General features: G+C 65.5%; 1 protein-coding gene. It reads left to right on the forward strand.

Features of this window, described 5'->3' with window-relative positions; all coding sequences use genetic code 11:
- A partial coding sequence (locus tag D7T59_RS21525) for a TolC family protein (RefSeq protein WP_180882694.1) occupies window positions 1–890 on the forward strand: 890 nt, incomplete at both ends.

An 890-nucleotide genomic window follows, 5' to 3' on the forward strand; every position in this document is an offset into this window, starting at 1 on the left:
CAGATGTTCTCCTGGGAACTGGACCTGTTTGGGCGCATTGGCACCGCCGCAGCCATGGCCGATCGCAAGGCCGATGCCGCGGCGGCTGACGCGAGATCAGCTGCCGCAGTGCTCCAGGCCGAGGTTGCGAAGAACTACTTCCTGCTCAGGATGGACCAGATCAACCTGTCCTCTCTTGAGCGGGAGGTTGAGCTGAGCAAGGCGCGCGTTGTGCGTGTGAAGGCCCGGTATGCGGCCGGGCTGGTCGATCGCAGGGAGGCACTTGCGGTCGAATCCGAACACGCCGAGCTGGTGGCGCAGGAGGCGGCAACCGCTACCCGGCTGCAGGCGGACAGGGCCGCATTGGCGGTTCTTGCAGGCCGCTCGCCGACCGCGCAGGATGACGCCTGGGAGGCGTTGCTGGCCCCGGCTCCACTGCCGGCCCCGCCGGATCTTGCATCGCTTGCGCAGCCCACCGACCTCCTGGCGCGGCGGCCGGACGTCGCCAAGGCCGATGCACTACTGCGAGCAAGCCTTGGCAACGTCGTACTCGCCGAGCGTGCGCACCTTCCGCGCGTCACACTGAATGTCTTTGGTGGCATCCTCGCGCCGTTCGGTTCGCTGGGCGATTCCAGTGCAAAGCGCTACTCGGCGGGTCCGGAGCTTCAGTGGGAGTGGTTAAGCTTTGGCCGGAAGAAGGCCAGGGAGGAAGCCGCTCGCGCCGGCAGTGATCAGAACTGGCATGCCTTCGAGCAGACCGTACTGACGGCGCTGAAGGAGAGTGAGGATTCCCTGCATGCGTGGACGAGTTCCCAGGTCAGGATGCAGCAGGCAGTAAATGCCGAGGCACTCAGCAGCAGATCTTCGGCCTATGCCTCTTCCCGCGTGGACGCCGGAATCGAACCGAAGGA

The sequence above is a fragment of the Stenotrophomonas maltophilia genome (assembly GCF_013464915.1).
Lineage (GTDB): Bacteria > Pseudomonadota > Gammaproteobacteria > Xanthomonadales > Xanthomonadaceae > Stenotrophomonas > Stenotrophomonas maltophilia_AT.